General features: G+C 36.1%; 31 protein-coding genes and 1 other annotated feature (1 of these 32 cut by a window edge). Of the genes, 20 read left to right on the top strand and 11 right to left on the bottom strand.

Annotation, left to right across the window (positions count from 1 at the left end; translation table 11 throughout):
- Nucleotides 1-44: 44 nt before the first annotated feature.
- The 7 genes from AC3WVA_RS04930 to AC3WVA_RS04900 all read left to right on the top strand — a co-directional run bounded on the left by AC3WVA_RS04930 (nt 45) and on the right by AC3WVA_RS04900 (nt 3,557).
- A complete protein-coding gene (locus AC3WVA_RS04930) occupies nt 45-458 on the top strand; it encodes a MerR family transcriptional regulator (protein ID WP_098520835.1) in 414 nt (137 codons plus the stop codon).
- Nucleotides 448-1,353, top strand: coding sequence for a DMT family transporter (locus AC3WVA_RS04925; RefSeq protein WP_098520834.1), 906 nt, complete (start codon nt 448-450; stop codon nt 1,351-1,353). Before AC3WVA_RS04930 ends, AC3WVA_RS04925 begins: the two co-directional genes overlap by 11 nt.
- 56 nt (nt 1,354-1,409) lie before the next feature.
- Nucleotides 1,410-1,958 carry a GNAT family N-acetyltransferase gene (locus AC3WVA_RS04920; protein ID WP_071756958.1) on the top strand — a complete coding sequence of 183 codons (549 nt, stop codon included), beginning with the start codon at nt 1,410-1,412 and terminating at the stop codon, nt 1,956-1,958.
- Nucleotides 1,955-2,446 (top strand): GNAT family N-acetyltransferase, encoded by a 492-nt coding sequence (locus AC3WVA_RS04915; protein WP_071756959.1) that lies wholly within the window; start codon nt 1,955-1,957, stop codon nt 2,444-2,446. The genes AC3WVA_RS04920 and AC3WVA_RS04915 overlap by 4 nt, the downstream gene beginning before the upstream one ends.
- A 77-nt stretch (nt 2,447-2,523) precedes the next feature.
- On the top strand, nt 2,524-2,928 hold the full coding sequence (locus tag AC3WVA_RS04910; RefSeq protein ID WP_098344519.1) for a PH domain-containing protein: 405 nt from the start codon (nt 2,524-2,526) through the stop codon (nt 2,926-2,928).
- Nucleotides 2,925-3,107 (top strand): hypothetical protein, encoded by a 183-nt coding sequence (locus AC3WVA_RS04905; protein ID WP_098344520.1) that lies wholly within the window; start codon nt 2,925-2,927, stop codon nt 3,105-3,107. The genes AC3WVA_RS04910 and AC3WVA_RS04905 overlap by 4 nt, the downstream gene beginning before the upstream one ends.
- Before the next feature lie 15 nt (nt 3,108-3,122).
- A complete protein-coding gene (locus AC3WVA_RS04900; protein WP_098344521.1) occupies nt 3,123-3,557 on the top strand; it encodes a hypothetical protein in 435 nt (144 codons plus the stop codon).
- Between the two features lie 36 nt (nt 3,558-3,593).
- Here AC3WVA_RS04900 and AC3WVA_RS04895 read toward each other — a convergent pair whose 3' ends face one another.
- Nucleotides 3,594-4,709 (bottom strand): aminopeptidase, encoded by a 1,116-nt coding sequence (locus tag AC3WVA_RS04895; RefSeq protein ID WP_000654739.1) that lies wholly within the window; start codon nt 4,707-4,709, stop codon nt 3,594-3,596.
- 187 nt (nt 4,710-4,896) lie between these two features.
- Between AC3WVA_RS04895 and AC3WVA_RS04890 the strand changes: the two genes are divergently transcribed.
- The 4 genes from AC3WVA_RS04890 (at nt 4,897) to ccpA (ending at nt 8,488) form a co-directional block, all read left to right on the top strand.
- On the top strand, nt 4,897-5,409 hold the full coding sequence (locus tag AC3WVA_RS04890; RefSeq protein ID WP_048531826.1) for a DUF948 domain-containing protein: 513 nt from the start codon (nt 4,897-4,899) through the stop codon (nt 5,407-5,409).
- On the top strand, nt 5,409-5,735 hold the full coding sequence (gene ytxJ / locus AC3WVA_RS04885; protein ID WP_048531822.1) for a bacillithiol system redox-active protein YtxJ: 327 nt from the start codon (nt 5,409-5,411) through the stop codon (nt 5,733-5,735). The genes AC3WVA_RS04890 and ytxJ overlap by 1 nt, the downstream gene beginning before the upstream one ends.
- Before the next feature lie 117 nt (nt 5,736-5,852).
- Complete coding sequence (locus tag AC3WVA_RS04880; protein ID WP_098344522.1) at nt 5,853-6,869, top strand: CamS family sex pheromone protein; 1,017 nt, start codon at nt 5,853-5,855, stop codon at nt 6,867-6,869.
- A 620-nt stretch (nt 6,870-7,489) separates the two neighbouring features.
- A complete protein-coding gene (gene ccpA, locus AC3WVA_RS04875) occupies nt 7,490-8,488 on the top strand; it encodes a catabolite control protein A (protein ID WP_048531809.1) in 999 nt (332 codons plus the stop codon).
- Between the two features lie 34 nt (nt 8,489-8,522).
- Here ccpA and AC3WVA_RS04870 read toward each other — a convergent pair whose 3' ends face one another.
- The 3 genes from AC3WVA_RS04870 to dhp61 form a co-directional block, all read right to left on the bottom strand.
- On the bottom strand, nt 8,523-8,885 hold the full coding sequence (locus AC3WVA_RS04870) for a DUF4288 domain-containing protein (protein WP_141539572.1): 363 nt from the start codon (nt 8,883-8,885) through the stop codon (nt 8,523-8,525).
- A gap of 1 nt (nt 8,886) precedes the next feature.
- Nucleotides 8,887-9,123, bottom strand: coding sequence for a DUF3949 domain-containing protein (locus AC3WVA_RS04865; RefSeq protein WP_098520833.1), 237 nt, complete (start codon nt 9,121-9,123; stop codon nt 8,887-8,889).
- Nucleotides 9,124-9,205: 82 nt separating this feature from the next.
- A complete protein-coding gene (gene dhp61 / locus AC3WVA_RS04860) occupies nt 9,206-9,502 on the bottom strand; it encodes a protein Dhp61 (RefSeq protein WP_087957210.1) in 297 nt (98 codons plus the stop codon).
- A gap of 149 nt (nt 9,503-9,651) precedes the next feature.
- Here dhp61 and AC3WVA_RS04855 point away from each other — a divergent pair, with 149 nt between their 5' ends.
- Entirely contained in the window at nt 9,652-9,924 is a 273-nt protein-coding gene (locus tag AC3WVA_RS04855; RefSeq protein ID WP_048531801.1) for a DUF3917 domain-containing protein, read from the top strand.
- Between the two features lie 50 nt (nt 9,925-9,974).
- Here the strand turns inward: AC3WVA_RS04855 and mscL are convergent, their stop codons facing one another.
- The 3 genes from mscL to AC3WVA_RS04840 form a co-directional block, all read right to left on the bottom strand.
- Nucleotides 9,975-10,373 carry a large-conductance mechanosensitive channel protein MscL gene (mscL, locus tag AC3WVA_RS04850; protein WP_098520832.1) on the bottom strand — a complete coding sequence of 133 codons (399 nt, stop codon included), beginning with the start codon at nt 10,371-10,373 and terminating at the stop codon, nt 9,975-9,977.
- A gap of 128 nt (nt 10,374-10,501) precedes the next feature.
- Nucleotides 10,502-11,428, bottom strand: coding sequence for a Gfo/Idh/MocA family protein (locus AC3WVA_RS04845; RefSeq protein ID WP_098520831.1), 927 nt, complete (start codon nt 11,426-11,428; stop codon nt 10,502-10,504).
- An 80-nt stretch (nt 11,429-11,508) separates the two neighbouring features.
- The gene (locus AC3WVA_RS04840) at nt 11,509-12,189 is read right to left on the bottom strand and encodes an ankyrin repeat domain-containing protein (RefSeq protein WP_098344527.1); all 681 of its coding nucleotides are present in this window, start codon (nt 12,187-12,189) and stop codon (nt 11,509-11,511) included.
- Nucleotides 12,190-12,338: 149 nt separating this feature from the next.
- On the opposite strand from AC3WVA_RS04840, the gene AC3WVA_RS04835 reads away from it, so the two are divergent.
- The 3 genes from AC3WVA_RS04835 to AC3WVA_RS04825 all read left to right on the top strand — a co-directional run bounded on the left by AC3WVA_RS04835 (nt 12,339) and on the right by AC3WVA_RS04825 (nt 14,893).
- The gene (locus tag AC3WVA_RS04835) at nt 12,339-13,793 is read left to right on the top strand and encodes a sensor histidine kinase (RefSeq protein ID WP_098881662.1); all 1,455 of its coding nucleotides are present in this window, start codon (nt 12,339-12,341) and stop codon (nt 13,791-13,793) included.
- A 1-nt stretch (nt 13,794) separates the two neighbouring features.
- The gene (locus AC3WVA_RS04830; RefSeq protein ID WP_001986686.1) at nt 13,795-14,484 is read left to right on the top strand and encodes a response regulator transcription factor; all 690 of its coding nucleotides are present in this window, start codon (nt 13,795-13,797) and stop codon (nt 14,482-14,484) included.
- Between the two features lie 121 nt (nt 14,485-14,605).
- On the top strand, nt 14,606-14,893 hold the full coding sequence (locus AC3WVA_RS04825; protein WP_000502935.1) for a hypothetical protein: 288 nt from the start codon (nt 14,606-14,608) through the stop codon (nt 14,891-14,893).
- A 39-nt stretch (nt 14,894-14,932) separates the two neighbouring features.
- On the opposite strand, the gene AC3WVA_RS04820 is transcribed toward AC3WVA_RS04825, so the two are convergent.
- The 4 genes from AC3WVA_RS04820 to acuA form a co-directional block, all read right to left on the bottom strand.
- The gene (locus tag AC3WVA_RS04820; RefSeq protein WP_492321805.1) at nt 14,933-15,808 is read right to left on the bottom strand and encodes an alpha/beta fold hydrolase; all 876 of its coding nucleotides are present in this window, start codon (nt 15,806-15,808) and stop codon (nt 14,933-14,935) included.
- Nucleotides 15,809-16,010: 202 nt separating this feature from the next.
- Nucleotides 16,011-17,177 carry an acetoin utilization protein AcuC gene (gene acuC, locus AC3WVA_RS04815; RefSeq protein WP_098344530.1) on the bottom strand — a complete coding sequence of 389 codons (1,167 nt, stop codon included), beginning with the start codon at nt 17,175-17,177 and terminating at the stop codon, nt 16,011-16,013.
- A complete protein-coding gene (locus AC3WVA_RS04810) occupies nt 17,174-17,818 on the bottom strand; it encodes an acetoin utilization AcuB family protein (protein WP_098881665.1) in 645 nt (214 codons plus the stop codon). Before AC3WVA_RS04810 ends, acuC begins: the two co-directional genes overlap by 4 nt.
- Before the next feature lie 17 nt (nt 17,819-17,835).
- Nucleotides 17,836-18,468 carry an acetoin utilization protein acetyltransferase AcuA gene (acuA, locus tag AC3WVA_RS04805; RefSeq protein WP_000581396.1) on the bottom strand — a complete coding sequence of 211 codons (633 nt, stop codon included), beginning with the start codon at nt 18,466-18,468 and terminating at the stop codon, nt 17,836-17,838.
- A gap of 176 nt (nt 18,469-18,644) precedes the next feature.
- Here acuA and acsA point away from each other — a divergent pair, with 176 nt between their 5' ends.
- The 5 genes from acsA to AC3WVA_RS04780 all read left to right on the top strand — a co-directional run bounded on the left by acsA (nt 18,645) and on the right by AC3WVA_RS04780 (nt 22,284).
- Nucleotides 18,645-20,363, top strand: a complete 1,719-nt coding sequence (acsA, locus tag AC3WVA_RS04800) for an acetate--CoA ligase (RefSeq protein WP_000862042.1) — start codon at nt 18,645-18,647, stop codon at nt 20,361-20,363.
- Between the two features lie 89 nt (nt 20,364-20,452).
- Nucleotides 20,453-21,010, top strand: coding sequence for a maltose acetyltransferase domain-containing protein (locus AC3WVA_RS04795; protein ID WP_098344532.1), 558 nt, complete (start codon nt 20,453-20,455; stop codon nt 21,008-21,010).
- 66 nt (nt 21,011-21,076) lie between these two features.
- Nucleotides 21,077-21,532 (top strand): hypothetical protein, encoded by a 456-nt coding sequence (locus tag AC3WVA_RS04790; protein ID WP_098344533.1) that lies wholly within the window; start codon nt 21,077-21,079, stop codon nt 21,530-21,532.
- A complete protein-coding gene (locus tag AC3WVA_RS04785; protein ID WP_098344534.1) occupies nt 21,513-22,058 on the top strand; it encodes an RNA polymerase sigma factor in 546 nt (181 codons plus the stop codon). The genes AC3WVA_RS04790 and AC3WVA_RS04785 overlap by 20 nt, the downstream gene beginning before the upstream one ends.
- Nucleotides 22,039-22,284, top strand: coding sequence for a hypothetical protein (locus AC3WVA_RS04780; protein ID WP_001293785.1), 246 nt, complete (start codon nt 22,039-22,041; stop codon nt 22,282-22,284). The genes AC3WVA_RS04785 and AC3WVA_RS04780 overlap by 20 nt, the downstream gene beginning before the upstream one ends.
- A gap of 77 nt (nt 22,285-22,361) precedes the next feature.
- Nucleotides 22,362-22,389 (top strand) — a binding site (T-box leader); it runs 201 nt beyond the window's last position.

Raw genomic sequence — 22,389 nt, 5'->3', positions numbered from 1 at the left:
CTCTAGATTGTAAGATGGAAATGTAAAAATAAGGGGGAGAGAACATGTATAAAATTGGTGAAGTAGCAGAGTTAACTGGGATGGGCATTCATACTTTGCGTTACTATGAGAAATTAGGATTATTACCACCACCAACGCGAAATAGTGGGATCCGCCAATATACAGAAGGTGATGTACGCCTTTTAAAATTTTTATATTCGTTAAAACAAACTGGAATGTCATTAGAAGAGATGGCTGAGTTTGCAAGTGATGGATGTATTATAGAGGAAATTAGGCAGAGAAAAGAGGAAGTACCAGCGAAAGTAAAAAAGAGAATTTTAATTTTAACAACTCACTTAGAGAGATTAAAAGAACAGCAGGAACAATTGCAAAAAGTTGTTCAGCTAACGGAGGAGAAGCTAGAAATTTATTACGGTTTTCTAGAAGGGGAAAATTCGGAGGCTAACAATGAAAAATAAAGTATACGCTCAGTTACTTGGATTTGCGATTTTCACTGGTGGGACATTTAATGCTTCGAAATATGCTGTGCAGTATTTCGAAGCAATTCATATAGCAGCATGGCGCTTTGGAATTGCTGCATTTGTGATGTTATGTTTGTTAAAAATACGAAAAGATTTTGAGGTAGAGGTATGGAGGGAGAATAAGGCTTATTACTTTTTGCTAGGTATTGTTGGGGTATTCGGTTTTAACTTCTTTTTCTTTTTAGGTATGAAACATACAGAAGCTATGAATGGTGCACTGATTATGGCGACGAATCCGCTCGTTACGACGCTGTTAGCAAGTTTTATTTTAAGAGAAAAAATTATAAAACGCCAAGGTATTGGGATGTTACTTGCATTACTTGGTGTTGTTTTTGTACTGACACAAGGTTCGTTTACGATACTACAAAACTTATCATTTTCAAAAGGAGATTTCTATATTTTATTAGGGAATATTTGCTGGGCGTTATACGGTATACTAGGCAGAAAGTTTATTAAAACTAGTAGTCCAATACAAACGACAACATACACAATGACTATTGGCGCTATTGCCTTTATGATCATATCTTTCACTCAAAAAAATATAGTACCAGTTTTGGAAATTCCTTTGTTAGCTTGGGGAGCGATTCTTTTTATGGCAATTGGAATGAGCGTGCTCGGTTACTTATGGTGGAATAATGGAATCGCTCAAATTGGAGCAGCAAAAACGTCTTTATTTTTTAATCTAGTGCCTGTTGTTACAATGATTATTTCTTTTATTGAAGGAGTAAATATAACGCCAGCACAATCTGTAGGAATGATATTAGTTGTTACAGGTGTAGTGTATTCTTCTAGTTTTATACAAATAAAATCGGGGGAAAGTGTGAATATTTAACAATTTACACTTATAAGTGTTAGAATAATAAGAAAACTAAAAGGGAGCTAAAAAACATGTTCACACTTCGAGTAGACGATGAAATCGAATTACAGTTATTAGAGAAGCATCATAAAGAGGAACTATATCAATTAATAGACCAAAACCGTAATCATTTACGAAGATGGCTTCCTTGGGTAGATGGGGTAAAATCTGCTGATGCGTATGATGAGATTTGTCCGATGTGGTTAAAGAAGTTTGCAGAGGGCGACGGTTTTGAAAGTGGTATACGTTATAAAGGAAGGCTCGTTGGGATGGTAGGCATTCACCCGGTAAGTTGGGGGAAGAAAGCGGCAAGTCTTGGATATTATCTTGCAGAAGATGCTGGCGGTAAAGGCATTATGACGCGTAGCGTAAAGGCTGTACTTCACTATGCATTTGAGAATTTAAAATTAAATAAAATGGAAATTAGATGCGGTGTTGAAAATGTGAAAAGCCGTGCTATTCCAGAGCGTTTAAGTTTTACGTTAGATGGTATTTTAAGAGATGATGAATGGCTATACGATCATTTTCACGATATCGCTGTATATAGTTTGCTAGCTTCAGAATGGAAGGAGATTCGATGAACGAGAAGATACGCATTATTCCGTATGAAAGTACGTTTCAAGATGAAGTAGTAGATCTTATCGTCCATATTCAGCAAAAAGAGTACAATGTCTCCATTACGAAAGAAGAGCAGCCAGACTTGCTTGAAATAGGAACATTTTATCAAAGGAATCATGGGAACTTTTGGGTAGCAACTTATAATGATAAAGTAGTTGGAACAGTAGCTTTATTAGATATTGGGAACGATCAAGTAGCGTTAAGAAAAATGTTCGTAAAAAAAGAATTTCGCGGAAAAGAGTGGGGCGCATCATACAAGTTGCTCCAAACAGCAATTTCGTGGGCTGAGAATAAAAAGCTGAAAGATATTTACTTAGGAACGACACTGAAATTTTTAGCAGCGCATCGCTTTTATGAAAAGAATGGTTTTCAAAGTGTGAGTATAGACGAGTTGCCGAAAAATTTTCCAGTGTTAGAGGTAGATAAGAAATTTTATAGGTACATTGTGTAAAAGGTCATTCAGAAATGGCCTTTTTTCACGAACTAAAATAGGAAAAAGTGGTATAATTTAGGTGAGGGGGTGCGTGTATGAACTTTCCGATTCAAAGAAGTAAGTCAGTAGTCATTTTCGTTTGTCTCACGTTAGCTTTTATGTTTGTATATCCACTCGTCATGATTATCGTAAATAAAGAACAGTGGATGTCAGCGTTAATTGGAATGGGTTTATGCTTCCTTGTAAATGTACCACTCGTTTGGGAAGTATTTATTAAACAGCATAAAGTAGAAAATGGTGTATTAAAGTACGGTATTTTAAATGACGATATCGTATTGAAAGAGATAAGAATCATTCGCCAAGTTGGGAAAAATCTTGAAATTACGACGAATGCGTATAAAGTACATATGGTTGCGATGCCGCAAGATATGAATGAATTTTTGGCGCTTATTGAGAAAGAGAATCCAAATGTAAAAATAGAAATGGCAGGTAAGAAATGAAATATGTAAAACCTTTGTTTTGTTTGGAAATATTGCTGGTGATTGTTATTTGCACTAGGGGATATATGAAATGGGATCTGCCCTTATATGTACCGATATTAATAGGTACTATTGCAGTGGCGCTTTTATATTATTTTCATTTTCAGCAAACAAAAAACGAAAAAAGTAGCTCTATGTAGTTAGGAGGATTAGAAATGAAAAAGGTACTTACGTTATTTTTACTTCTGCTAACCGCATCCGTTCTTTTAATAGGGTGTAGTGAGAAGAAGGAAAAGGCTAATATGAACTTAGAAAAGGCACAAAAGGTTGAGATTGAATCACTTACAGATTCAAGTGATAAAAAAGTAATTACCGATAAGAAAGAAATTGAAAAGCTGTTTGAAGCAATGCAAATGGATAAGTGGGAAATGCAGTCGGCTCCTTTAGATACTCCGCAAGGGAAAACACTTAAAATGTATCAAGAAGATACACCAAAATTATCGGAGTCGAGTAAAGGTAAAAAGGAATTAGATGAAATTGGTACGATGACAGTGTATAAAGATGTCCCGTATGTTGAAGTTGAAATGAAAAATAAGAAAATGAGTTTTAAAGTGCCAGAAGATGTTGCGAAAGAGTTATTACAGTATTAAAAAAACGCTCGGAGAACATCCCGAGCATTTTTATTATTATTTTAAGTTCTCTGGATTTAAAGCTTCTAATTCAGGCACAACGAAGCGTCCGTCTTTACGGATTAGTACGTCGTCGAAGTAAATTTCACCGCCGCCGTATTCAGGGCGCTGAATGCATACTAAATCCCAGTGGATGTTCGAGTTGTTGCCGTTCCATGCATCGTCGTAAGCTTGTCCAGGAGTGAAGTGGAAGCTGCCATCGATTTTTTCATCGAATAGGATGTCTCCCATTGGATGTAAGATGTATGGGTTTACGCCGATTGCGAACTCACCAACGTAGCGTGCACCTTCGTCTGTATCGAAAATTTTGTTAATGCGTTCTGTATCGTTTGCAGTTGCTTCAACGATTTGACCGTTCTCAAACTTAAGTTGTACATTTTCAAATGTATAACCGTTGTAAGGAGATGGTGTGTTGTAAGAAACTGTACCGTTAACAGAATCGCGAACTGGTGCAGAATATACTTCACCGTCTGGAATGTTTAAATGACCAGAGCATTTAATAGCTGGAATGTCTTTAATAGAGAATGTTAAATCAGTTCCAGGACCAGTTAGGCGAACTTTGTCTGTTTTATTCATTAATGTAACAAGGCTATCCATCGCCTTATCCATTTTGCCATAGTCTAAGTTACAAACTTCGAAGTAGAAGTCTTCGAAAGCTTCAGTGCTCATTTTAGCAAGCTGCGCCATAGAAGCATTTGGGTAGCGAAGCACAACCCAGCGTGTTTTCGGAACACGGATGTCTCTATGAACTTTTTTACCAACTGTTTGACCGTGAATTTGCATTCTTTCACTTGGTACGTCAGCTTGTTCGTTAATGTTATCGCCAGAGCGAAGACCGATATAAGCGTCCATATCTTTCATTACGCTTGCTTCATATGCAGCGATTTGTTCAAAATGTTCTTCAGTAGCACCCATTAATAAAGAGCGATCTACTTGATGATCTTTTAAAGAAACGAATGGGAAACCACCAGCTGCATATGCTTCTTTTACAAGTGCAGTTACAAGTTCTTTTTGTAAGCCAAAGTTTTCAATTAATACTTTTTCGCCTTTTTGTAAGCGGATAGAGTAGTTAATTAAATTGTATGCTAACTTTTCAATGCGTGGATCTTTCATATGTAAAGCCTCCCTACTAATTATGTATCCTCCTCTATTGTAACCTACTTAGTGGAATTTGTTGAATCATTTATGTTAAAGTTAACGAATAAGTATGAAAATTCTAATGAAAAGATAGGGATTAGAACGAAACGGAAAATGATTGTATAATAGGAGAAAGTAAGAAAAAGATAAAGGAAGTGATGAAATGCAAGTTCTTTTATATGTAAGTGCGGCTATTATCGCGGTTGCTTTCGCTGTATTAGTAGTGTATGTATGCAGAACGTTGTTATCGGTTCAGAAGACGTTAGAAAACGTTGCAAGCACGTTAGAAGGTTTAGAAAAGCAAATGCAAGGGATTAGCGTAGAGACGGAGCAATTATTACATAAAACAAATGCGTTAGCTGATGACATTCAACAGAAGTCACAATCGTTAAATAAAGTAGTATCTGGTGTAGATGGAATTGGAACGACAATCCATTCTTTAAATACGAAACTTCGCAATGTATCAGAGTCTGTTACGGACGAAATTGAAAATAATGCGGATAAAGTAGCGCAAGTTGTACAGTGGAGTAGCGCAGCAATTGAAGTATACAACCATTATCGTGCGTCAAGACAAGAGAAAAAGGTTGAAAAAGAAGAGCGTAAATTAGAAAGACTTGAGAAAAAAGCTGAAAAGAAAGAGAAGCGCTCTAGACTTCGTATGAGAGGTGAATCGTGATGAATATGACAAAAGTTGAAACAATTGAAGAGCTTGAAGTATTAGTAGAAAAAAACGAACCTTATGTTCTTTTTAAACATAGTACGACATGCCCGATTAGTCATGGTGCCTATACAGAATTTCAAGCGTATTGTAGTGAAGAAAGAGCGGTACCAGCGTATTACTTATACGTACAGGATGCGAGAGATGTTTCGAATCGTGTTGCGGAGCAGTACAGCATTAAACATGAATCACCGCAAGTGTTATACATAAAAGATGGGATGGTAGTATGGAATACGTCTCATTGGAACATTAAAAAAGCCGCTTTAGAAGAGAATATTAAGTAAAAAGAAGCAAGCTAAAGGTGCTTGCTTCTTTTTTTTGTTTTTGTTGAAATATATTTAATGGTACACTGTTATTAGTTCAAATTAAATAACTAGATTGTTGAAAGTAGGTTTTAAGTAATGAAGAAAATGGCATTATCCTTCGCGGTCGTAAGTTTATTACTAGGAGCTTGTAGTAATGATACGATTAGTAAGAAGGATGAAGTTATACAGAAAGATACGAAAGAAAAAAGTATGATTCCGAGAACTGCTGTTTCTAAAGATTATTATAGAACTGTAATTCCTTTAAAAGAACAAAAGGTTATCAATACAGCTAATATAAAAACAAATTCTAAATTAGATTTAGCAGAGTATGAAAATGGGTTAATGAATATTGCAAAAGAGCAATTTGATACAGAAAATCACGTACTACAATTAAATCAGTATATCCCTGAGAAGTTAGTTGATGAGCTAGTCGCGAAAGTGGAAGCGCCAGTTTTGACAAATATTATAGAGCAAGACTATTTCGGGAAACAGAATTCAAATGAATTAAGTTTATCTGGTGTTGTGATTGGGTTAGCAATGTCGTCAACTGTATCAAATGAAGAAGCAATGTCTAAGGGTACTGAAGTTGCTGGACAACTTATAGAAGCTATCAATAAAAATGACAAGTATAACAAATCTCCAATTACGTTTGCGATCTTTAAGCAAGAAAGTACGAGTTCTTTAAAAAATGGTACATATATTGCTAGTGCTACCGTTCAAAAGAATAATACGAACCTTGGAAATTGGAGTACGATCGATGAGCAAGCGTATTCATATCCTTCTGATGAATTTACAAAAGCACATGGGGAAGATAATAAAAAAATAGCTGACTTTGCTGATGCAATGAAAGGTTTTTCTACTGGAGATTTTATCCCAGTAAATGCTAAAGTTTTTTATAAGAAAAATCAAATGGATACATTAAATATGAATATTGTTATTAAATATAACGGTAAAACAGAATTAATGGCTCTTACTCAATTGGCTGCTCAAAGTATGTTAGAAAAATTACCTAAAGATGCGAAAGTGCAATTGCAGGTAAAGTCTGAGAGTAAAATCGAGGCAATTATTATAAAAGAGAAAAACAGCGATAAACCGTTTGTTTCCTTCTTGTAAAAAAGACAGTGTTTAAACTGTCTTTTTTTAATGGTAAGTGAAAATGTTCGATAGGAAAGAGCGACGTGTAATACGCTTCACATTTCCTCTGTACTAATTTTAAAGAAAGAAACCTATTTCCCCTTGTCGTTGTCGATGTAACGCATTCTACAGGGTGCCGCACACCTCCAAATCCAGAGCATCAAATGACGAGCGTTGTTGTTTTCTGTCGGTAAGTCGATATATTTAAAAAATCGCTAATATAATTTGAGTTGTGGTCGATATATTTGGAAAATCGCTGATATATTTCGAGTTGCGATCGATATATTCGGAAAATCGCCGATATAAATTTCATTTACCATCGTATGGCTTAAAATAAGGTTTCTACTTGTGAGATATCTATATTTTTACAAAAAATGCCCTTTTTTTCATAAAAAATACGAAAATACGAGAAAAGAAGCGAATTTTTTCGAAACTTTTGCGGGAAAATATTGTATGAGCCTGCGTTTTTATCGTATCATTAGTAAAAGGAAGAACTCGGGACGATTGGTGGCATCTGCAAATAGAGTTGATGTCTTTTTTTCATTCAAGTAACCGATACATAAAAATAGATAACAAAAATAGAAGGAGTGTGCGATGAGATGAACGTAACAATATATGATGTAGCGCGTGAAGCGAACGTTTCAATGGCTACCGTATCACGCGTTGTGAACGGTAACCCAAATGTAAAGCCTACAACAAGAAAGAAAGTATTAGAAGCAATTGATCGTTTAGGATACCGCCCAAATGCGGTAGCACGTGGACTAGCAAGTAAGAAGACAACTACAGTAGGTGTTATTATTCCTGATATCTCAAATACGTTTTATGCAGAACTTGCACGTGGAATTGAAGATATCGCAACAATGTACAAATATAACATCATTTTAAGTAACTCTGACCAAAACAAAGAGAAAGAGTTCCATTTATTAAATACGATGCTTGGAAAGCAAGTGGACGGAATTGTTTTCATGGGTGAAGATATTACAGACATTCACATTGAAGAATTCAAAAAGTCTCCAGTACCAATCGTATTAGCAGCTTCATTTGATGAGCAAAATGAAACGCCATCAGTAAATATTGATTATACACAAGCAGCTTACGACGCAATGAAGCACTTTATTGAGCAAGGACATAAGCGTATCGGTTTCGTCTCTGGTCCTTTCATTGATAAAGCAGGAAGCGCGAAGAAGTTACAAGGTTATAAAAAAGCTCTAGAAGAAGCAGGTATTTCATATGATGAAAATCTTGTGATCGATGGAGATTACACATATGATTCAGGTATCGAGGCATTCGAAAAGCTTTGGGGTCTTGATGGCAAGCCAACAGCGATCTTCGTATCTTCTGATGAAATGGCACTAGGTGTAATCCATGCAGCACAAGACGCTGGATTAAACGTACCAACTGATGTAGAAGTACTTGGTTTCGATAATACACGCCTTGCATTAATGGTTCGTCCACAACTTTCAACAGTTGTACAACCAATGTATGATATCGGTGCAGTAGCAATGCGTCTATTAACAAAGTATATGAACAAAGAAAAAGTGGAAGATCACACTGTTATCTTACCTCACCGTATCCAATTTAGAGATTCAACGAAGTAAGTATAAAAAAGCTCACAGCGATTGCTGTGAGCTTTTATTCATATTCAGGATAGTATGCTTTTACTATGGAATCCACCGTTTCATTTTTTTTAACATGTAAAAATCTTGCGTATAATTCTTTTCCAGTTTCAAATGGTGTATCGTCTAATTCAAACACATGCAACACTTTTCGAAACTTCCATGTTATTTGCTCATCGTACATATTAACGTACGTATGCTCAGACTGTATAGCGATTTGCTCACCTAGTGCAGGAGCTTCTTCCAAACTGCTGGCTTTAACAAGAATAATACTTTCTTCAAAAAGTGTATCGTGATTTTCTTCATAATGCTCATCAATTTTTGTAGGATCAGGTTCACCAGAATGAACAGATTCAAACAATAATTTTACAGCGTACATATTATGCTGCATGTTTCACTCTATAAATAATACTTGCGATAAGCGAAGCAGGTATTGTAAATACGTTACTTTGATAATGATAGTGTATTTGGGATTCTTCATAAGACATGTTGTCATATAGTTCGTTTTGTGACACATTCATTTTTTTCTGCTTTTCTTTGAGCATCTTAATATAGTTATACTGTATTGGGACGAGGATGATGAAATAGGCTAATACGATTAGTGAAATCCAAATCATTACGAACACTCCCTTTATAAATAATATTTATATATGGTAATTATATTAATTTATATGAAAAATATCCATTTATTTCTAACGTTCAATTTCCTTTCCAAAATGCAAAAAGTTCTTCAGGACTTCGTAAGTTATGTTCAAGGCATGTTTGTGCAGTACGTTTAAAACTTTGTATTAGTTGTTCTAATCTAGAAGGATCGTATTGTTTCACATTGCCCGCAATAATAGTTTCATCCTTGTCTAAGTTAAGTGATATTTTTAGCAAAGTTATATTTGTTTCTAATTGCACAACTTCAATATAAAAAAACTTTTTGTCTAAGTCGATTGTAATATAATCGAATCGCTCTACTTGTTTAAAGTATCCTACAATATCATCTTCCAATTGAAATCCTCCCGAGTATATAGCTTATCTGGAAGACTTCTCTATAGATTGTATGATTCCTTGTTATATGTCACATAAGTGCAAATTTAACTATTGTAGGGCAATGTCATGTATAATAGAAAGAAAAGGCTTGTGAGGGGGGAGAAGAGATGATCGTTCTTTGGATAATTACGCTTTGTATGACTGCTATTTTTGCATATATGACGTTAAAACAAAATGGCTTAAAGCGATTAGTTCCAGGAAGTATTCTTGCAGGGATTGCCCTTATCACGTATGTAATTTCTATTTTTATTGAAAGTGTATCAGTGGATATGAGCACAAGTTTAATGTTTATCGGTATTACGCTATTTGCAGGTAGTGTCATGGTACTTATGGTTGCTGGTATTATTTTATTTATTCATATGAATTCGGAAACGTTATAGCATATAGAAAAGGCATGTCCCCTTGGGGACATGCCTTTTTATCCGTTCAATTATGCTCTATCTTTATAAGAATTTTGTTGCTTTAATAAGTCACGAATTTCGCCAAGAAGTTCTTCTTCTTTTGTTGGTTCCGGAAGTGCCTCTTCTTTTTCTTCTTCTCTCTTAGATGTTAGTTTGTTGAATACTTTAACGAACATAAAGATAGCCGCTGCAATAATTAAGAAATCAAAAATAGTTTGGATGAAGTTACCGTACATAATAGATGATTTACCGAATGTAATTTTTAAATCTGTAAAGTCAACGCCACCTAATACCATACCAAGTAATGGTGTGATGATATCTTTTACTAAAGAACTAACGATTTTACCGAATGCAGCACCGATTACAACCCCGACAGCTAAATCGATTACATTCCCTTTGAATGCGAATTTTTTAAACTCGTTCCACATGTGTTAATCCCATCCTTTCCACGATTCATTATGAAATTTATAATTCCTATCAACATATTCTATAGAAATTTGTGACAGAAATAAAGGGGGAATGGGAATGAAAGTAAATTCTGAAAAATGTATCCGTTTTAATTTTTGCTTACATTATCTAGTAGAGATTGCAACAGTTGCTGCGTTTTTAATCCTTCTAATCCATCTACAGCAGGTTTTGTATCTCCATGTACACATTCAATAAAATGATGAACAGCATCTTCAAAACCACGTTGTTTTAACGTTGTATCCCATGATGGTGAACCAATTTGAGAAACTGAATTATCCTGCTCAACTTCAAATGTGTTCATATTTTTTACGCGAATGATTTTGCCTGTCGTTACAAGTTCGATTTGTTCTAAATTTGTACCAGCATGGCGATGCATTGCTGTAGAAAGCAACAGTCCACTTGGCGTTGTATATGTATGATGTCCGTAAAGAAGTTCATTCTTTTCATTCATTTGCATCATATTATGAACGACGTTAAGATCATCGTTAGCTAACCAACGGGCAGTATCTACAATATGTAAGTAATCATCTAACATAGTAAAGTCGTACGTATATGGCCCGACTTTATTTGTACGATGCTTTTCAATTCGAACCCAAGAAATATTGTGAGCTTGCTCTTTTGCCGCAACATACATAGGAACGAATCGGCGATTAAATCCGACCATTAATTTTCGGTTATGCTTTTCGCTCAACTCGACTAGTTTCTCAGCTTGTTCTACTGTAGCTGCTAGCGGCTTATCAACATAAACGTCGATTCCTTTTTTCAGAAGTTCAGAAACGATTTCATAATGTGTAGCAGTTGAACTATGAACGAAGATTGCATCGCATTCTGAAGCTAACGTTTCAATAGAATGAAAGTCTTGCATGCGGTATTGCTGGCAAACTTGTTTTCTTTTCTCAGCGTTAGGTGTAAACGCCCCTACAAAATTCCAATCTGTTTCTTTTGTAAGTGTTGGAAGGTAGGCTTTTTGCGCAATACTTCCAAGTCCAATCATCCCAATTTTAGGTTTGTTCATGTATATTCCCACCTTATTAATATTGAAGTAACGGGTTAAATGTAGCATAGGGCGGGGGAGGAAGGCAAAAATTAGCTTTTTTACTTACGTCCTTCTAACAAAATCTTCTCTATCTCTTCAAAGTTGTGAGCACGCGCATGCTCTAACGGGGTGACACCATCGTTGTCTGGAATAGTTACATCTGCACCGTGCTCAATAAGAAGGCGAATGACTTGTTGTTGTGTTTCGTTTCCGTTACTTAGTACGATCGCTTCCATTAAAGCAGTCCATCCGAGATTATTTACATGGTTAACATCAACAGATGTCCGGGTGAGGAGTTCGTTAATAACATCGATATAGCCATGTTCTGAGGCAGGGATAAGAGCTGTTCCGCCGTAACGATTCGTAAGTGATGGATCTGCGCCAGCATCAATCGTTAGTTTTAAAATATGTAAGTAACCTTCTGCACCGGCGTATAGAAAGGGATTGTTTTTCATATCGTCTTGGATATTTACGTCAGCCCCTGCTTCAATAAGCGCTTTTGCGGTTTTTACATCATTTTTGTATGTAGCAATCATAAGAGGAGTACGTCCTTTACTGTCCGTTATATTTATGTCAGCCCCTTTTTTGAGTAACGATATAACAGTATTCGTTTCTTGTTTCTCAGTAGCTGCTAGTAGCGATGTCTCCATGTTTGTCATCTCCTTTTTAACTTCTTGTTCTTGTGAGCAACCTTGCAAAAAAATTACGCAACATATCATACTTACTGTTTTTTTGAACATGGAATTTCAACCTCCTCATTTCAACTGTAAAAGAAGAACATTAAATTTTTATAAACTGACGCTAAAATTACTATAAAATCGCTTGAGTATTTGAACATATATTTTTATGCTTATGAGTAACAAGGTTTGTTAAAGTGAGGATGTAACATATGTCTATTAAAACAAGATTTTTATTCTCTTATATCGCTGTTATTCTCGTTTCTATCACGCTCATATTAGTCGCGGGATTTTTAATTGTTTTTTCCATAACAGGAGACTTTGAATCAGTGAAAAATTTCTATAAAAGTTCCTATATTCAAAAGCCGCTTACTCCAGAAGAAGAGAATACGTATATGGAATTGAAATTAGCGGCAAAGAAAAATCAATCACAACTATTAGATGAATCGTTCGTTTCATCACTTGAAAAAGAAGGTGTGAAAATAGTTGTAAGAAAGGGAGAAACCATTTCTTATGCTACAAAAATATTTGAAAGTATATCTTTAAAAGAAGCCCTTCCGAAATTTGAATCAGCAAATATTAATAGTCGTGGTACAACGGAACTAGGCGATACATTTTATCGATATGTAAAATTTGATTTTTATTTTCCCGGGGATGAAGAAGGAAGTATATTTGTACTAAAAAGACAAAGTTCATTTGTAGATCTTACACAAAAGTTATTTCCGATTTTGTTCGTATCACTTTTACTGTTAGCCATTTTGCTTATTGGATTATTAAGTTACCTCGTCTCAAGAAGTGTAATAAAACCAATCTTCGTATTGAAAGATGCGACTGAGAAAATAAAAGAAGGGGATTTAAATTTTCAAATTCCAGTTACATCGCATGATGAAATCGGGCAATTAAATCAAGGATTTGAAGAAATGAGGAAGAAGTTAAAAGAATCGATTGAAGTGCAAACACAGTATGAAGAAAATCGAAAAGAGCTCATTTCAAACATATCTCATGATTTAAAAACACCAATTACTTCTATTATCGGATATGTGGAAGGTATAAAAGATGGGGTAGCAAATACGCCAGAAAAAATGGATAAGTATTTAACAACTATCCATACGAAGGCAAAACATATGGACACACTCATTGATGAACTCTTTTTGTTTTCGAAGCTCGATTTGAATCGGGTTCCATTCCAGTTTGAAACAGTTGAATTAAATACGTTTATGCAAGAATTAATAGAAGAGATGCAGATGGATTTAATTAAAGAAGGTATAGAAGTTAACTTACAATTACATGCATCACCACTATATGTAACGGCTGATTGCGAAAAGATTAATAGAGTTATATCAAATTTAATTCATAATAGTGTGAAATACATGGATAAAGAAGAGAAGAAAATTACTGTAACAGTATCGAGTGATAATAATAAAGTTATTGTGAAAGTGATGGACAACGGATCAGGTATAGAATCTGATACATTGCCGTATATCTTTGAACGTTTTTATCGTGCAGAGCAATCGCGGAATTCTAGCACAGGTGGAAGTGGACTTGGTTTAGCAATAGCGAAGCAAATTGTTGAAGAACATGGCGGGGAAATTTGGGCGGAAAGCGAGCTTGGTAAAGGCACAAGCATTTTCTTCTCATTGGAAAAAGTAGAGGAATGTGGTGAGTAAATTGAAAAGAATTTTATTAATAGAAGATGAAGTAAGTATTGCAGAATTACAGCGAGATTATTTAGAAATTAATGATTTCCAAGTTGATGTAGAGCATTCAGGAGAAATAGGTTTACAAACAGCCTTGCAAGAAGACTATGATTTAATTATTTTAGATATTATGCTTCCGAAAATGAACGGATTCGAAATTTGTAAACAAATACGTGCTGTAAAAGATATTCCGATTCTACTTGTTTCAGCAAAAAAAGAAGATATAGATAAAATTCGCGGACTCGGATTAGGAGCGGATGATTATATAACGAAACCGTTTAGCCCGAGTGAATTAGTCGCAAGAGTAAAAGCACATATTGCCCGTTATGAAAGATTATTAGGAAATGTAAGTAAGCAACGTGATACGTTATATATTCACGGAATTTCTATCGATCAACGAGCGAGAAAAGTTTTTATAAACAATGAAGAAGTGGCGTTTACAACGAAGGAATTTGATCTATTAACATTCTTTGTCACACATCCAAACCAAGTATTAAATAAAGAACAGTTATTTGAACGCATTTGGGGATTAGATTCCGCTGGTGATTTAGCCACTGTTGTCGTCCACATTAGAAAGCTACGTGAAAAAATTGAAAGAGATCCTGCTCACCCGCAATATATTGAAACAGTATGGGGAGCTGGTTATCGTTTTAACGTGTAATATACCTGCCGAGTAATTGGCAGGTTTTTTATGTTATTTGTTAAAAGGAAATAATAGGTAATTTATGTTAAGATATAAAGAGAGATAAAACATAGTAGAGCATGAGAGGGTGTGCTACATTTTGGGAGATACATTACAAGATAATAAATCAAACAAGGTCTTAAGGATTGGAACTAATATTATAATTATTTTATTAATTATTGGTGCAATACAAATGTTTTATGATAAAGATTATACAAATGATCATTTCGGTTGGTTATTTTTAGTATTAGGTTGGATAGTTAGAAGTATTTTTAATATTACGATAGGTTTAAAAGGAGGGGATACAAAGTCAGTATTGCTTGATGTAGGTTTAGTACTCTTTTCCTTTTATCTTTTATTTTTATATAGTACGAAATATTTCTTCTGAAAATTTAGCTCATAGTCTTATAGAGACTGTGAGCTTTCCTTAATAATAACGGTACTGGCGTAACGATTTATAAAATATTTGAGTAGTAGAAGTAAACAGGGGCGCTTCTTCTAAAAAAGGATAATGGTTGCTCTCCTCAAATGTCACAAAAGTAGAATCGCATATACCCTCATGTATCTCGATGGAATATTGAACTGGACACTGCACATCATATCTTCCGCATATAATAAGTGTCCTTGTTTGGATGGAAGGTAAATACTCTCTTAAATCAAATGAAGGATATTCATTGGCGAAAGCATTCATCCGGCTAATGGACATTGTTTTGTTGATTGGTTTACAAAAATAAGAGTTGTAGTTTTCTGGTTTATACAATGATAATTTTGTTCTCTCAGTAGATAGTTCTTTTCGTTCTTCACTTGTAAGGTGAGGGCTTTTTAAGTTTTCGATGAGTTTTTGCATATAATGAAACTGTGGATGTGCTGGGTGATAAATGCAAAATGGTGTTTCGGTATAGTTACTTGCTGCAGCTCCTGCTACGACTAATGATTGTAAGGAATTTGGATATGTAATCGCATATAAAAGTCCAAGCATACCGCCTGTTGAGTGGCCAGCGAAATGCCATGTTGGAAGTTGTAAAGCTTCTCGTATAGCTTCTAAATCGTGAATCGTTTCAATCATACGTAATTCTTTTTCTGAATTGGCTTTTACAGAGTTACCAGCGTCTCGTAAATTAATGAGGAACACACGATGCGTAGCAGTGAAAACATCCGCAAAGTAATCACCAGTTTCATTAAATTGTGAATAGTGATGTGTAATACAAAGCGGTTCACCATTTCCCTTTGTAAAAAGTTCAAATGTGCCACGTTTCGTGTTGATTATATGTTGTGTCCACATAATATCACGTCCTTTTCTCATGAAAGTTGGGTCAGACTGTTATGAAATAAAAATATATCAGCGATTATTAGAATATATCGGCGCAACTCGGAATATATCAGCGATTATCAAAATATATCGGCGCAACTCGAAATATATCAGCGATTATTAAAATATATCGACTTACCGACAGAAAACGACAATAAATAAAAGGAGGCTATTCAAAAACGAGCCTCCTTTTCGTTTAGTATAAAGATTTTTTCATATTATTCCGAATAATTTCAAGGGATTTCGCTACAGTTAATGCGTTTTTTTCTTCAATTTCTGGTTTACGGGGGATAGGTTTATACATGTTGTCTGGATCTTCCCATGTGAGGGGAAGTTCTGTTTCTGCTTGTCCTTTCCAAGCTGCAATCCATTCTGGAGGGAGATAACCTGAGATGTTTTGGATGTTGTTCATTTCGAGCCAAATGAGTGCCCAAGCTCTTGGAACGACGCGCCAGTGATCATAGCCACCGCCGCCGACAGCGATCCAGCGACCGTCGCAATATTCATTAGCAATTTCACGAGCGAGCTTCGGTATTTCGCGGTAAATATTCATTGTCGCACAAAGATGTGTAAGTGGGTCATAATAATGTGCGTCAGCACCATTTTGCGTTAAAATAATATCCGGTTTAAAGTACGCTGCAACTTCTTTTACAACAGTTCGATATGCTTCTAAGAACGATTCATCTTCTGTAAAAGCATCGAGTGGAACGTTAAAAGAATAACTATAACCATTACCTTGTCCACGTTCGTTTACAGCGCCAGTTCCAGGGAATAAATAGCGACCAGTTTCATGCAGTGAAATGGTGCATACGTTAGGGTCATCATAAAACGACCACTGTACGCCATCACCGTGATGAGCATCTGTATCAATATATAAAACACGTAAACCGTATTTTTTCTGAATATACTTCATTGCGATAGAGCTATCGTTATAAATGCAAAAACCAGATGCCTTGCCGCGGAAGCCGTGATGTAAGCCGCCACCTAAATTAAGCGCGTGTTTTACTTTCCCGGAAAGAACAGCATCGACAGCAGTTAACGTACCGCCAACGAGTAATGCACTTGCTTCGTGCATATTTGGAAACATTGGTGTATCTTCTGTTCCGAGTCCATATGTCATCGCAATTGATTTTTCTAACTTACCTTCTCCAGCACGTTTTACCGCATTTATGTACTCCTCTGTATGAACGTAGGCGATCTCTTCATCTGTAGCCATCCGTGGTGAGATGATTTGGGAAGGAGAGATAAAACCACCCTTTTGTAATAAATCATACGTAAGTGTGACGCGCAGTTGGTTAAAAGGATGATCAGGGCTAAATGAATAGCCCCGAAAGTCATCCGAATAAATAAACGCGCTACTCATGCTTGCATCCCCATAATGTTCGGCCATAATACGCGGTAGCCTTCTGCCTCAAGTGCATCGATCACTTTTAGCGGATTCATCGTTTGGATGCGGAAAACGAGTACTTTATCATTCTCATCTTTTGCTGGATAGACGAGAACGCTCACGATATTGATTTGTAACTCACTAAAAATAGCAACGACTTTTCCGAGAATACCAGGTTCGTTTTTCACTTGAATTTCAATTTGTGAACTCGGTTGATGTGCTCCTGTTAATTTCACTAACGTGTGCAGTACAGTAGATTCAGAAGTGATTCCAACTAACTTCCCAGCCTTTGTAACAGGAAGACAGCCAATTTTATTTTCAAAAAATAAAGTAGCAATTTCCTCAACGAAATCGAGAGGATGGCAAGTCATAACAGGATGTTTCATAATAAGTTCAAGTGGTTGCTTCAGCATATCGAGTGAAACTTGTTCATCTAAAATAGACGGACTTGCATCTCTTACATCCCGATCAGAAATAATGCCTACTACATGATTATTTTGATCGACAATTGGAATGTGCCGAATGCCTTTCGTGCGTATCGTTCGGATTGCTGTTTCGATTGTATCGTTTGGATGTAATGTCACCACATCTTGATTCATAATTTCTTCTACAATCATTCCAGTTGCCCCCTTTATTAATACATAAAACGATTGTGAAAACGTAGACGATCAAATGCTTGAATAGAATCCGTATCAACGCGTTTACCGATGCGGACCATTAAACAGTTAGCAGGATGTGAACAAATTTCAGGATCATCTGTAGCCATCCATTGTAACCCGCCAGCATTCATCATTTTTTCCATTACTTTTCGGTACTCCCAAACATTTAAGCCTGTTTGTTTTAAATCCCAGTGCCAATAATATTCAGTCGTCAATATAATGTAATCTTCCATATAATCGTCCATCATTGAAACTTCTAATAAGTTCTTTCCGACAGCGCAACCGCGGAAGGCAGGGACAACTTCAATCGCCCCAAGTTCAATTAAGTTTTCCATCTTTCCTTCTGACCATCGTTCAAGTGGATCAGGATATAAGTATGTAACATATCCAACAATTGTTTGGTCATGTCTAGCAATTATGAGACGAGCTTCTGGCAATTTAGAAATTTCGACAATTGCTTTATATTGTTGCTCGGCAGGACGAAACGCAACTAAATCTGGATGAAATTCATACATTTCTAAGTTATGTGTAGAGACAGGACCTTCAATAATTAAAGTGCCCTTCGCTGTTTTTAAATTTCTAGCATTATATATTTTTTTATGAATCAATGTATTGCTCACCACCTTGAGGGTTTGTGAATCTATTAATATCGTACTTTATAATATATGCGATGTGAATCGAAATTTGTCATTAAAAATTTGTCTAAAAACCAACAAATATACTGAAAATTTTAAATAATGTTATTATAATAGATAATAGAATACATAGGAGGGGGATGTAAAGTATGAAAGTAGAAACGCTTCCTGTCATTAAAGGAGAAAATAATTTGCCGAATTATGATGAGGCATACGCGAATTTTAACTGGGAAGAGGTTAATAAAAACTTTACTTGGAATGAAACAGGCCGAGTAAATATGGCGTATGAGGCAATTGATAAGCATGCGAAATCCGATCGAAAGAATAAAGTAGCCCTTTATTATCAAGATGGATCGAGAAAAGAGAAGTATACATTTAAGGAAATGAAGGATTTTTCTAATAAAGCAGGAAATGTCCTGAAAAATTATGGCGATGTAGAAAAAGGCGATCGCGTTTTTATTTTTATGCCGCGTTCCCCAGAGTTATATTTCGCACTTCTTGGTGCAGTGAAATTAGGGGCAATCGTTGGTCCGCTATTTGAAGCATTTATGGAAGGCGCAGTTCGCGATCGTTTAGAAGATAGCGAAGCGAAGGTGTTAATTACAACGCCTGAATTGTTAGAGCGCGTACCATTAAATGATTTACCTGCTTTAAAAACAGTCTTCCTTGTTGGAGATCATGTAGAAGAAGGCGGTAAAACGGTAGCGTTCAATCCTTTATTTGAACAAGCTTCAAAAGAATTACATATTGAATGGTTAGGCCGTGAAGACGGTTTGATTCTACATTACACGTCTGGTTCTACTGGTAAACCAAAAGGTGTTCTTCATGCGCAGAACGCAATGGTTCAACACTATCAAACGGCGAAATGGGTATTAGATTTAAAAGAAGATGATGTATATTGGTGCACAGCTGACCCAGGCTGGGTAACTGGAACAGCTTACGGTATTTTCGCACCGTGGTTAGTCGGAGCATCGAATGTTATTTTAGGTGGTCGCTTTAGTCCAGAAGCTTGGTATGAAGCGCTGCAAGATTACGGTGTAACAGTTTGGTACAGTGCACCAACGGCGTTCCGTATGTTAATGGGTGCTGGACAAGACGCAATTAAAAAATATGATTTATCACAAGTGCGCCACGTATTAAGCGTTGGTGAACCGTTAAATCCAGAAGTAATTCGCTGGGGTATGAACGCATTTGGACTTCGCATTCATGATACGTGGTGGATGACAGAAACAGGTGGACAAGTTATTTGTAACTACCCTTGTATGGAAATCCGTCCAGGTTCAATGGGGAAACCAATTCCAGGCGTGAAAGCAGCGATTGTTGATAATGAAGGAAATGAAGTGCCTCCTTACACAATGGGTAACTTAGCAATTGGTAAAGGTTGGCCAGCGATGATGCGTGGAATCTGGAATAACAAGCAAAAGTATGAATCTTACTTTATGCCAGGAGATTGGTACGTATCAGGTGACTCTGCTTATATGGATGAAGATGGATACTTCTGGTTCCAAGGACGCATTGATGATGTAATTATGACATCAGGTGAGCGCGTTGGTCCGTTTGAAGTAGAAAGCAAATTAATCGAGCATGCTGCTGTTGCAGAAGCCGGTGTAATTGGTATTCCTGATCCAGTGCGCGGAGAAATCATTAAAGCATTTATCGCGCTTCGAGCAGGATACGAACCATCTGAAGAATTAAAAGAAGAAATTCGTCAATTTGTAAAGAAAGGTCTAGCAGCTCATGCAGCGCCAAGACAAATTGAATTTAGAGATAAATTACCGAAAACGAGAAGTGGTAAAATTATGCGCCGCGTATTAAAAGCGTGGGAGTTAAACTTACCAACAGGTGACTTATCAACGATGGAAGATTAAGAGAGAAAGGTCTGAACAAGTAATATGTTCAGACCTTTCTTTTTTGTGATATCATGAACTTATATATATAAGTTAAAGGGGATAATAAAATGAAAACAGAAAAAGAAAAGATGATACTAGGTGAAATGTACATACCAGCTGATCCAGTTTTAGTTCAAGAGAGGGAGCAAGCTCGTATATTAACGAGAAAATTAAATGAAACGCCAGAAGTACAATTAAAAGAGCGTAGCGAAATCGTAAAAGAACTATTCGGAACGACTGGAGATAACATTCATCTTGAATCTTCTTTCAGATGTGATTACGGCTATAACATTCACGTGGGTGAAAATTTTTACGCGAACTTTGACTGTACCATTTTAGATGTATGTCCAGTAACAATCGGAGTGAACTGTATGTTAGCTCCAGGTGTTCACATTTATACAGCAACGCACCCGCTTGATCCGATAGAGCGCATAAGCGGATCAGAATACGGAAAACCAGTAACAATTGGTGATAACGTATGGATTGGCGGAAGAGCGATTATTAATCCTGGTGTAACAATTGGAGACAATGCGGTGATCGCATCTGGCGCCGTTGTAACGAAAGATGTGCCGGAGAATGTAGTAGTTGGCGGAAATCCTGCGAAGATTATTAAAAAAATAAAATAATATTTGAACGAAGTGCCTTCCTCGTCTGTATACACTTATGAAAGAATAGATGAGGGAGGCTTTTTTATGTCTAATAAATTACTTCTTACTTTTGCTTTACTTGGAATTATAGTCGTATTTTCTTGTGGTTTACTATTACCGATGCCAATCGGATTTAAAGTATCAATGATTACAGCCGGGATCATGATGATTGTTATGTTTTCAATCATTATTCCGTTTGATAGAAAACATATAGTACGGAAAAAAGGATATAAAATTGATTTTACAAAAACAAAAGTGTATTTTCGCTGGAATGTATTTGATACGATTTCGGCTTGTCTGGCAGTGTATGCATGTATATGTGTGCAAGCATTAAATATTTTAGTTTCAACCGGACAGACAATTCAAAACCCATATGTTCAATTTTTTACGAATCAATCGCAAGTATGGATTATTGTAGCAAGTGTATATTTAATTTCCCGCATTTCATTAACGTTAAAAGGAATAAAGGAGATCAAAAATCATGGCGCAGATTGGGATTGAGGAGGAGCTCATGCTTGCGTATCAAAATGGAGATAAGCAGGCTGGGGAAAAACTATATGTTTTAATCAAACCAGCGCTATACACATTTTTATATCGATTTAACCGAGATGAACAATTAAGTATCGATCTCGTGCAAGATACATTTTTGACGTTAGAGCGTAAAAAACATATGTATGAACTTGAAAAAGGTAAAATAAAAACGTATTTATTTCAAATCGGTTATCGTCTAATGATTAATAAATTAAATAGAAGAAAAAAGTGGCGTACGCTTTTGCCGTTTTTAGTGCCGATTCAGGAAAAGGAGTTTTCTCACGAAGATCGGCTGACAGTAAGAGAAGCGATTTTGAAAGTTCCGGAAGAACAGCGAGCTGTCCTTATTCTTTCTTATTATCATGATATGCAGCAAAAAGAGATTGCGGAGATATTAAACATTCCGATTGGAACAGTGAAATCGAGACTCCATAACGGGATGAAAAAATTGAAACAATTGCTGGAGGTGGATGAAATTGAGCGAAAATCCCTTTAAAAGTGAATATAAATTAAAGCAGCATTTAGATAGTGATCATGTAGAAATACCAGATTTTCCAAAAACGGTAAGTCGCTTCGACCGATTAATTGGATTTCTTGGTTCTCCAGCGAAAGACCCTGTGGAGGCGACGATTGGGAATGATTTATCGGTTGTGTTTCACGTATCGTTATTAGTTGGGGTTCCAATTCTTTCTCTTGTTACGATACTATTTGTGACGTTGTAAAGGATTGGGAAGAAGAGAAACCCGACCTCTATTTGACACGCCTATATAAATGATGGTATAAAGAAAAGTATATGAATAATTGAGCGTGGAAAGGGAGAAGTAGTG

This window comes from Bacillus sp. EB106-04-02-XG92, assembly GCF_058791995.1.
This window is presented reverse-complemented; position numbering and strand designations above follow the sequence as displayed.

What these genes read in the sequence shown, in the direction of transcription:
- AC3WVA_RS04930 (WP_098520835.1), top strand. Translation starts at nt 45, where the DNA reads ATGTATAAAATTGGTGAAGTAGCAGAGTTAACTGGGATGGGCATTCAT.
- AC3WVA_RS04925 (WP_098520834.1), top strand. Translation starts at nt 448, where the DNA reads ATGAAAAATAAAGTATACGCTCAGTTACTTGGATTTGCGATTTTCACT.
- AC3WVA_RS04920 (WP_071756958.1), top strand. Translation starts at nt 1,410, where the DNA reads ATGTTCACACTTCGAGTAGACGATGAAATCGAATTACAGTTATTAGAG.
- AC3WVA_RS04915 (WP_071756959.1), top strand. Translation starts at nt 1,955, where the DNA reads ATGAACGAGAAGATACGCATTATTCCGTATGAAAGTACGTTTCAAGAT.
- AC3WVA_RS04910 (WP_098344519.1), top strand. Translation starts at nt 2,524, where the DNA reads ATGAACTTTCCGATTCAAAGAAGTAAGTCAGTAGTCATTTTCGTTTGT.
- AC3WVA_RS04905 (WP_098344520.1), top strand. Translation starts at nt 2,925, where the DNA reads ATGAAATATGTAAAACCTTTGTTTTGTTTGGAAATATTGCTGGTGATT.
- AC3WVA_RS04900 (WP_098344521.1), top strand. Translation starts at nt 3,123, where the DNA reads ATGAAAAAGGTACTTACGTTATTTTTACTTCTGCTAACCGCATCCGTT.
- AC3WVA_RS04895 (WP_000654739.1), bottom strand. Translation starts at nt 4,709, where the DNA reads ATGAAAGATCCACGCATTGAAAAGTTAGCATACAATTTAATTAACTAC.
- AC3WVA_RS04890 (WP_048531826.1), top strand. Translation starts at nt 4,897, where the DNA reads ATGCAAGTTCTTTTATATGTAAGTGCGGCTATTATCGCGGTTGCTTTC.
- ytxJ (WP_048531822.1), top strand. Translation starts at nt 5,409, where the DNA reads ATGAATATGACAAAAGTTGAAACAATTGAAGAGCTTGAAGTATTAGTA.
- AC3WVA_RS04880 (WP_098344522.1), top strand. Translation starts at nt 5,853, where the DNA reads ATGAAGAAAATGGCATTATCCTTCGCGGTCGTAAGTTTATTACTAGGA.
- ccpA (WP_048531809.1), top strand. Translation starts at nt 7,490, where the DNA reads ATGAACGTAACAATATATGATGTAGCGCGTGAAGCGAACGTTTCAATG.
- AC3WVA_RS04870 (WP_141539572.1), bottom strand. Translation starts at nt 8,885, where the DNA reads ATGTACGCTGTAAAATTATTGTTTGAATCTGTTCATTCTGGTGAACCT.
- AC3WVA_RS04865 (WP_098520833.1), bottom strand. Translation starts at nt 9,123, where the DNA reads ATGATTTGGATTTCACTAATCGTATTAGCCTATTTCATCATCCTCGTC.
- AC3WVA_RS04855 (WP_048531801.1), top strand. Translation starts at nt 9,652, where the DNA reads ATGATCGTTCTTTGGATAATTACGCTTTGTATGACTGCTATTTTTGCA.
- mscL (WP_098520832.1), bottom strand. Translation starts at nt 10,373, where the DNA reads ATGTGGAACGAGTTTAAAAAATTCGCATTCAAAGGGAATGTAATCGAT.
- AC3WVA_RS04845 (WP_098520831.1), bottom strand. Translation starts at nt 11,428, where the DNA reads ATGAACAAACCTAAAATTGGGATGATTGGACTTGGAAGTATTGCGCAA.
- AC3WVA_RS04840 (WP_098344527.1), bottom strand. Translation starts at nt 12,189, where the DNA reads ATGTTCAAAAAAACAGTAAGTATGATATGTTGCGTAATTTTTTTGCAA.
- AC3WVA_RS04835 (WP_098881662.1), top strand. Translation starts at nt 12,339, where the DNA reads ATGTCTATTAAAACAAGATTTTTATTCTCTTATATCGCTGTTATTCTC.
- AC3WVA_RS04820 (WP_492321805.1), bottom strand. Translation starts at nt 15,808, where the DNA reads ATGAGAAAAGGACGTGATATTATGTGGACACAACATATAATCAACACG.
- acuC (WP_098344530.1), bottom strand. Translation starts at nt 17,177, where the DNA reads ATGAGTAGCGCGTTTATTTATTCGGATGACTTTCGGGGCTATTCATTT.
- AC3WVA_RS04810 (WP_098881665.1), bottom strand. Translation starts at nt 17,818, where the DNA reads ATGATTGTAGAAGAAATTATGAATCAAGATGTGGTGACATTACATCCA.
- acsA (WP_000862042.1), top strand. Translation starts at nt 18,645, where the DNA reads ATGAAAGTAGAAACGCTTCCTGTCATTAAAGGAGAAAATAATTTGCCG.
- AC3WVA_RS04795 (WP_098344532.1), top strand. Translation starts at nt 20,453, where the DNA reads ATGAAAACAGAAAAAGAAAAGATGATACTAGGTGAAATGTACATACCA.
- AC3WVA_RS04790 (WP_098344533.1), top strand. Translation starts at nt 21,077, where the DNA reads ATGTCTAATAAATTACTTCTTACTTTTGCTTTACTTGGAATTATAGTC.
- AC3WVA_RS04785 (WP_098344534.1), top strand. Translation starts at nt 21,513, where the DNA reads ATGGCGCAGATTGGGATTGAGGAGGAGCTCATGCTTGCGTATCAAAAT.